This window comes from Amycolatopsis sp. NPDC005961 (genome assembly GCF_040629235.1).
GTDB lineage: Bacteria > Actinomycetota > Actinomycetes > Mycobacteriales > Pseudonocardiaceae > Amycolatopsis > Amycolatopsis camponoti.
On the sequence record NZ_JBEXVF010000008.1, the window covers coordinates 197,158 to 204,829 of the forward strand.

7 protein-coding genes are annotated in these 7,672 nt (G+C 71.3%); 5 read left to right on the forward strand and 2 right to left on the reverse strand.

Annotated features, from left to right (window positions below; all coding sequences use genetic code 11):
• Positions 1–69: 69 nt before the first annotated feature.
• A complete protein-coding gene (locus tag ABZ342_RS10325) occupies positions 70–3,243 on the forward strand; it encodes a glycosyltransferase (protein ID WP_360471042.1) in 3,174 nt (1,057 codons plus the stop codon).
• Here the strand turns inward: ABZ342_RS10325 and ABZ342_RS10330 are convergent, their stop codons facing one another.
• The gene (locus tag ABZ342_RS10330) at positions 3,244–4,368 is read right to left on the reverse strand and encodes a hypothetical protein (protein WP_360471044.1); all 1,125 of its coding nucleotides are present in this window, start codon (positions 4,366–4,368) and stop codon (positions 3,244–3,246) included. It lies immediately after the preceding gene.
• A gap of 231 nt (positions 4,369–4,599) precedes the next feature.
• On the opposite strand from ABZ342_RS10330, the gene ABZ342_RS10335 reads away from it, so the two are divergent.
• Positions 4,600–5,205 carry a hypothetical protein gene (locus ABZ342_RS10335; RefSeq protein ID WP_360471046.1) on the forward strand — a complete coding sequence of 202 codons (606 nt, stop codon included), beginning with the start codon at positions 4,600–4,602 and terminating at the stop codon, positions 5,203–5,205.
• 54 nt (positions 5,206–5,259) lie between these two features.
• Here ABZ342_RS10335 and ABZ342_RS10340 read toward each other — a convergent pair whose 3' ends face one another.
• Entirely contained in the window at positions 5,260–5,934 is a 675-nt protein-coding gene (locus ABZ342_RS10340; RefSeq protein WP_360471049.1) for an alpha/beta hydrolase, read from the reverse strand.
• Between the two features lie 135 nt (positions 5,935–6,069).
• Between ABZ342_RS10340 and ABZ342_RS10345 the strand changes: the two genes are divergently transcribed.
• The 3 genes from ABZ342_RS10345 to ABZ342_RS10355 all read left to right on the forward strand — a co-directional run bounded on the left by ABZ342_RS10345 (position 6,070) and on the right by ABZ342_RS10355 (position 7,406).
• The gene (locus ABZ342_RS10345) at positions 6,070–6,609 is read left to right on the forward strand and encodes a DUF2716 domain-containing protein (protein ID WP_360471051.1); all 540 of its coding nucleotides are present in this window, start codon (positions 6,070–6,072) and stop codon (positions 6,607–6,609) included.
• 33 nt (positions 6,610–6,642) lie between these two features.
• Positions 6,643–7,044 (forward strand): immunity 7 family protein, encoded by a 402-nt coding sequence (locus tag ABZ342_RS10350; protein ID WP_155548401.1) that lies wholly within the window; start codon positions 6,643–6,645, stop codon positions 7,042–7,044.
• A 68-nt stretch (positions 7,045–7,112) separates the two neighbouring features.
• Positions 7,113–7,406, forward strand: coding sequence for a YiaA/YiaB family inner membrane protein (locus ABZ342_RS10355; protein ID WP_360471054.1), 294 nt, complete (start codon positions 7,113–7,115; stop codon positions 7,404–7,406).
• The last annotated feature ends 266 nt before the right edge of the window (positions 7,407–7,672 follow it).

Consider the following 7,672-nt stretch of genomic DNA (forward strand, 5'->3'; position numbering starts at 1 on the left):
GTCAGTGGCAACAGTTACCCGCCGCTCGCGGGTCGGCCTGCTTTTGGCCGGATTGGTAACCTGCCCGCCATGGGCAAGGGGACGAACGGCGAGCGGCTGATCGAGTGGACCGGCGAGCGGTGCGTGCCGTGGACCGAAGACCTCCAGGTCATCTACGAGCACTACCACCGCTACGCGTTCGCGGCCCGGTTCGTCGAGGGCAAGCGCGTCCTCGACCTGGCCAGCGGTGAGGGCTACGGCAGTGCGCTGATGGCCAGGTCGGCCGCCGCCGTCGTCGGCCTCGAGCTGGACCCGGTCACCGTCGAGCACGCCAGGAAGAACTACCCGGGCGTCCGCTTCGAGACCGGTTCGATCACCGACCCCGCGGCGCTCGACGGCGAGAAGTTCGATGTCATCACCTGCTTCGAGGCGATCGAGCACGTCGACGAGCAGGACCGGCTGATGGAGCTGGTCCGCAACCGGCTCACGCCGTCCGGGATCTTCCTGTGCAGCACGCCGGACGTCGAGGTCTACTCCCACGACCACGGCAACGAAAACCCCTACCACGTGCACGAGCTGACCGGGCCGGCCTTCCGGTCGCTGCTCGCGGAGAGCTTCGAGCACGTCGTGGTGCTCCGCCAGAACGTCGCCGTCGGCTCGCTGATCCACGACGACGGCGCGGGCGCGGGTGCCGAAGTGCTCACCCTGCGGACGGACGACGCCGACGGCTGGGTCGTCGAGCCGGGAGCCCCGCACACCTACTTCATCTCCGTCGCGTCGGCCGAGCCGGTCGAGGTCCTCGCGACGTCCGCGATGCTCGACCCGAAGCTGACGCTCGTCGCGCGCGCCGCGGCCGAGGCCGGGCGGCTGCACGCCGAATTGGCTCGCACCGAGGCCGAGCGCGAGCGGGCCGCGGCCGCCGAAACCCGCCTGACCGCCGAGCTGGCCGACGCCACCGCCACCGGACGGCAGGCCGCCGCCGAGCGCGACGAGGCGCTCGGCCAGGCCGAGCGCGCCCGCGAAGACCGGCGCCGCGCGGCCGAAGAGCTGAACCTCCTCAAGCGCAAGTCCGGCTACGACACCGAACGCCTCGCGTGGCTGGCGGGCAACAACACCGGGCTCGCCGACACGATCGGCCGGCTCGCCGCCGAGAACGAGAAGCTCCGCGCGGAGACGTCGGCGCTCGCGCAGCGGCTGATCGGCAAGTACCGCGGGTCGATCGAGAAGTTCGCCCCGCGCGGCACGCGCCGGCGTGACCTCTACGAGACGGCGCTCGGACGTCAGGCGGGCGCGGCTCCGGCCACGCCGCCGGTGCCGGGGCCGGTCGCGGTCACCACCAGCGACCAGCCGATCGTCAGCGTCGTCATCCCGGTCTACGGCAACTGGGGGTACACCCGGACCTGCCTCGACTCGATCCAGCGGCACCTGCCCGCGACGCCGTTCGAGGTGATCGTCGTCGACGACGCCTCCCGCGACGACTCGGCCGACCGGGTCGCCGGCTGCGCCGGGGTCCGGCTGGTGCGCGCGCCGAAGAACCTCGGGTTCGTCGGCGCCTGCAACCTCGGCGCCGAGAACGCGCGCGGCGACTTCATCTTCTTCCTCAACAACGACACCGAAGTCCGGCCGGGCTGGCTCGACGAGCTGGTCGCCGTGGTCGAGTCCCGGCCCGACGTCGGGCTCGTCGGCTCGAAGCTGGTGTACCCGGACGGCCGCCTCCAGGAGTGCGGCGGCATCATCTGGGCCGACGGCACCGGCTGGAACTACGGCAGGCTGCAGTCGCCCGACGCCCCGTGGTTCCACGCCCTGCGCGACGTCGACTACTGCTCGGGCGCGGCCATCCTGGTCCGCCGCGAGCTGTTCGAGCGCATCGGCGGCTTCGACAAGCGCTTCGCGCCCGCGTACTACGAGGACACCGACCTCGCCTTCGCCGTCCGTGCGAACGGGTACCGCACGATGGTCCAGCCCGCGTCGGTCGTCGTGCACCACGAAGGCATCACCAACGGCACGGACGTCTCCTCCGGCGTGAAGCGCCACCAGGAGCTCAACCGCGGCGTCTTCGTCGACAAGTGGAGCGTCCAGCTGCGCGACCACTTCCCCGAGGCGAGCCCGCGCGCGGTCTGGGCCGGGCGGCAGCGCACCAAGGACGGCCACCGCGGCGGCACCGTGCTCGTCGCCGACCACCAGGTGCCGATGCCGGACAAGGATTCCGGCTCGGTGCGGATGTTCCGCATCCTCGAGCTGCTCGTCGGCCTCGGCCACCGGGTCGTGTTCATGCCGCTCAACAACGCACTCCCCGAGCCGTACGCGGACGCGTTGTACCGCGCGGGCGTCACGGTGGTGACCGGGCTCGGCGAGCAGCAGGAGTTCCTGCGCGACGCCGGCGCCGACCTCCGGCTGGCGGTGCTGTCGCGGCCCCACGTCGCGTGGCAGCTGCTGGAGCAGGTCCGCGAGCACGCCCCGGACTGCGTCATCGCCTACGACACCGTCGACCTCCACTTCGTCCGGCTCAACCGGCAGGCCGACCTGGCCGCGCAGCTCGGCGAAACCCGGGAGGAGCTGACGCTGCGGCGGCGGGCCGAAGTGCTGCGCGAGTCCGAGCTCGGCCTCACCCGCGCCACCGACGTCACGTTCACCGTGTCCGATGTGGAGCGTGCGCTGCTGCGGGAGCTCGTGCCCTCGGCGCGCGTCGAGGTGCTGTCCAACGTGCACCACGCCGACGCCGTGCCCGCCGTCCCGGACGGCCGCTCGGGCGTGCTCTTCGTCGGCAGCTTCGACCACCTGCCCAACCGGGACGCGGCGCGCTGGCTGGCCACCGAGATCATGCCGCTCGTGCGGCGACGGCGGCCGGACGCGGTGGCGCAGATCGTCGGCAGCAACCCGCCGCAGGAGATGTTCGACCTCGCCGGCGAAGGCGTCGTCATCCGCGGCTGGGTCCCGGACCTCGACAGCGCTTACCGGGAGACCCGGGTCGTCGTCGCACCGCTGCGCTTCGGCGCCGGGGTGAAGGGGAAGCTGGGGGAGAGCCTCGGTTACGGCGTGCCGGCGGTCGTCACGCCGCTGGCCGCCGAGGGCATGCACCTGACCCACGGCCGCGACGTCCTCGTCGGCGGCACGGCCGAGGAGATCGCCGAGGAGATCGTCACCCTGATCGAGGACGACAAGCTGTGGCAACGGCTGTCCGAAGAGGGCAAGACCGTGGTGGACCGCCTCTTCGGCGCCGACGTCGCCCGCGGCACGCTGGCGGGGCTCCTCGACCAGGCTTGATCAGCTCGGTGGCAGCGCTTTCTGGAACACCGCGAGAGCGTTGTCCAGGCTGGTCTTCAGCTCGGTCTTGTCCTTGTCGAACGGCTGCGACGCCCATACGACGAGGGCGACCTTGCCCGAGGTGTACCAGGTCCCGTTCATCCGCCGGTCGCCGTTGCGGCCGGTGACGACCTTCGGGTCGGCCGCGAGCGGGACGAACCCGCCGGCGTCGGCGGCCGCGCGCAGGTAGTCGATGACGGCCTTCGCGTCGTCCGGCGACGTGGTGGGCAGCGCGAACGCGAGGTACCCCGTGTCCCCGGTGGCCGAACCGCGGTAGACGAACTGCGTGATGCCGTGCTGCGAGAAGACCTGCGCGCTCTCCTTGGGGTAGAGGTTCAGGTCCAGACCCTTGGCGAGCGACATCGTCGAGCTCTCCGGGTACTGCTTGCCGGGCAGCGGCGGAACCTGGTCCTCCAGCTGCGGCTGGGCCGCGGCGGCCGGGGGCTGCGGCACGAACGTCGAGAGCGGGCTCGGCTTCGGGTCGTCCTGCCCGAGCCACATCGTCGCGCCGACGATCATGCCGAGCACCACCAGGACGCCGAGCGCGACGAACGGCCAGGTGCGCCCGGAAGACGAGCCGTCACCGCCGAAACGGTGCTTCCCCGGCGGTTCTTCCGGTCCGGTTTCCCGCGGCGGCGGCACGTGGGCTTCGCCCCGGGGCGGGGTGATCGGCGGGAACCGGCTGCCCGGCTGGTGGGCGGCCGGCCCGTCGATGCGCAGGTAGCGGGTCGGGACGATGTCGGCCGGGCTCGGCGCCGTGGTCATGTGGTCCGGGATGGCCGGCACCGGGCTCGCGTTCACCGTCGCCGGGAGCCCGGTGCGCTGCCAGGGCGGGTGGGGCTTCTGGTGCGGCACCGCGGGCCGCGGCGACTCCATGCGCTGCGGGGGCGGCCCGGGGTGGCTCGCCGGGTTGGCGCTCCGCCAGGTGTCACCCGGACGGCGCAACGGGGAAGGGACGGGTGAGGGCACGGTCGAACCGGAGGCCTGCGCGAGCAGCTCGTCGCGTTGTTTGCGGTGTTCAGCAGGCTCGATGCGGCCTTCGGCAAGCTCCGAGTCGAGACGGCGAAGCTCTTCCTGCCAGCTCATCCTTGGGACCCCCATCCACCATTCGGGGCATCAGTCTGGCACGTGGGGCCGACCTGCGAGGTTGCGGTTCGAGGTTGATCGGCAACCTAGCGCAAGTCCGCTCTTTGCGGGAGTCCCCGCCTTCCGTCACCTTCTCGGACGCCGAAACTGTCGTACATATGTTCTAAAATAGGCGTTGTCCAGGGGAGATGCCACCCGTGCGCGGGTGGCGTGACGGAGGAAGGCAGGGCCATGGCCTACATCACCCTGTCCACGTTCGTGGGCTACAGCGCGAGTAACGGTCCGTCGCGGTCGTCGTTCGTCCGGCGGCAGCGCCGGCAGTACGAAGACCCGGCACGGGCGGCGTTCAACTACTACCGGCGAGCGGCGAACGCCGTGCGGTCCGGGCGGGCGGCGGGGCAGGACGCGACGGCGTTGCGCGCCCTCGTCAACGCCGCCGACGACCGGACGAAACCGCACTACGCCGCGATCGCCGAGGGCTGGCTGCGGTACCTCGGCCGGAAGTCGCCGCGGCTGGTCGAGGTCGGGCGCGGCCGCTGCTCGATCGGCGACCTCGAGATCGGCGTCAGCCCGCAGCTCGGGCTCCGCAAGAGCGACGGCCGCCGCTACGCGACTTGGCTCTACTTCAAGGAGGAACCGCTGACGAGGGATTCGGCGAAGCTGGCGCTGTGGGTACTGGAACAGGCGATGCCGGACGTCCTGCCGGGCGGGCACGCGCTGGTGATCGACGTCCGCCGGAGCAAGGAGTTCCAGCTGTCCGCCCGTGACCGCGAACGGTTGCAGCCCTGGGCCCGCAGCGAGGCTTCGGCGTTCCTCACCCTCTGGGACGCCGCCTGAGCCGGGGGAGGCGCCGGAGCCGTCCGGCGCCTCCCCCGAGCAGCCGGTGCCGGGTTATGCCGTCGTCCGGAGCACTTCGGCCACCAGCTCCGGCCGCGTGACGAACGGGTGGTGCGCCACGGGCAGCTCGACGACGTCGGTCGCGCGCCGGGCTTGGTCCCGTTGCTGCTCCGGCAGCGTCGCGCGGTCGTCGGCGCAGACGAGGTAGGTCGACGGGATTTCGCGCCACGCGGCGGCCGTCGCCGGCTGACCGAACACCGCCTCGTTCTGGGGTGTGAGCCGCGCCGCGGCGCCGGCGTATTCGGCGTCGTCGAAGTCCTGGGCGAACAGCGGCCGCACCAGCTCCTCCCGGACGCTCGCGGTGCCGTCGCCGTGGCTGACGTGCCGGGGCGGCGGCTCGGCGCCGCCGAAGTCCGCGAGGGCCTCGCCGACGTCCGGCAGGAACGACGTCACGTAGACGAGCCGGTGGACCGCGGGGTGGTTCCCGGCCTGTGTGATCACCATCCCGCCGTACGAATGCCCGACGAGCAGAGCGGGCTCGTCGGAGGCGTCGAGCAGGGCGCGGACGGCCGCGGCGTCGTCGTGGAGATCGCCGCGCGGTTCGCCCTCGCAGCTCGGCAGCACCGCCGCTGAGCTGCGCAGACCGTGCCGGGCGAGTACGTCCGCCGTCGGCCGCCACCACCAGGCGCCGTCCCGGACGAACGCACCGTGGACGAAGAGGACTCGCATGGTGACAATCTGACAGAACCCACCCGGTCGAGTGAGACAGTTCGCGAGGAGCGAATGAGGACTGGACAAACCGGAGGACGAACACGAAGCTTTCGCGTGTTCTTTCGTGCCTGGCCAAGTCAGAGGTCGTAACAAGTGAATGCTGCCTGGGAAGCCGTCTCCCGCGTCGCCGACGAGCCCGCCTGGTACTGGGTGTACGACAAGCTGGGGTTCTTGCCGAGCACCTACGCGCACGCGTGGCCGGGCTTCCGCGAGCCGTCGCCGTCGCGGACCTGGGACCTCTCGCCCGGCGACCTGGACCGCGCCTCGGCCGAGTTCCGCCTCGGCCCGTACGCGGTCGACGAGCACCAGGTCTCGGCGATCGCGCTGGCGGCGTTCCGCGAGGTCTGCGGCCCCGACGACTGGATGTGGGCGCTGCACTGGCAGCACCAGTCCTACCGCGTCCGCCCGCACCTGATGACCCCGGGCGCGCGCTGGCCGGTGCCGGTGTTCCCGCGGGCGGACTACCACCTGTTCTTGTCTTCGGACTTTTCCTTCGGCACGCTCGGCCACCCTTGGGAGCGCACGCTTTGCGTGTTCGGCGAGAAGCTGGTGCCGGCGTTCGAGCGGCACGGCGAAGGGGCGCTCGCGAACGTCCTGCGCCGCGACGGGAAGCCGTCCGCGCTGGCCCGCTGAGCTCGCGGTTGATCTCTTGCTACCGTTCTGCGGGTGTTCGAATATCACGGCTGGGTGACCATCCAGGCGACCGCGAGCGGCGATGACGACGCGGCGCTCCTGGAGCGCCTGGTCGACCGCGTGCATCGCGCGATCCGCGACGCGGGCGACTTCGACCTCGTCGACCTCCGCTGGAGCGCGGGCATGCCGATGCTCCACTTCGCGGGCTTCGACAAGCACGGCGGCCGCCTGGCGCCGGAGCTCCTCGAGCTGTTCACCAGGGCGGGCGAGCTGGCCCCGGGCTCGTACGGGCTGCTGCACGTCTGGGACGACCAGGACCCCGAGCACGACAACGAGTTCCGCGTGTACCGCATGGCCCGCGGCCAGGTGACGGAACGCGAAGACCCCCACCTGACCCCGGTGGCCCCGACGGTCCTGGACGTCTACGAGCTGTAGCCACTTCGCAACCGCGGCTGAGTAGTACTGCTCAAGACACCCGCGGGCCCTGGCGAGACCGTGGTCACATGACCAAATCCGGAACCACGTCCCCCACCACGACGGCTTTCTACATCCAGGCGGCGATCTCGTTCGGCCTGGCGCTGTCAGCGGTCATCGGCGGGATCGCGTACCTGCCGGTCGACGGCTGGATCCGCGGTTTCCTCGCCCTCGGCGCGCTCTACCTGGTCACCTCCACGTTCACGCTCGCCAAGTGCGTGCGCGACAGACAGGAGGAGACCTCAGTGGTCTCCCGCGTCGACCAGGCCCGCCTGGACAAGCTCCTAGCCGAGCACGACCCGTTCAAGACCCACGCGGTGTAAACGCCAGAAGCATCACCCGAAAAGGTGACATCGCGGCCAACGCGGCCAGCGCCAGACTGTGGCCCGGGACGCGCCATAGTCTGGCGACCGCACCGTGGGGGGTCCGGGGGCTCGGCCCCCGGGTGAAATGGCGAAGGGACCGAGGTCGACGCATTACGTCGACACACGGCCCCTGTCCCTGAGCGGATGACGGGATTCGAACCCGCGACCCTCACCTTGGCAAGGTGATGCGATGGGTCGTGTCCCGTGGAGTCATCGAGTTTGGG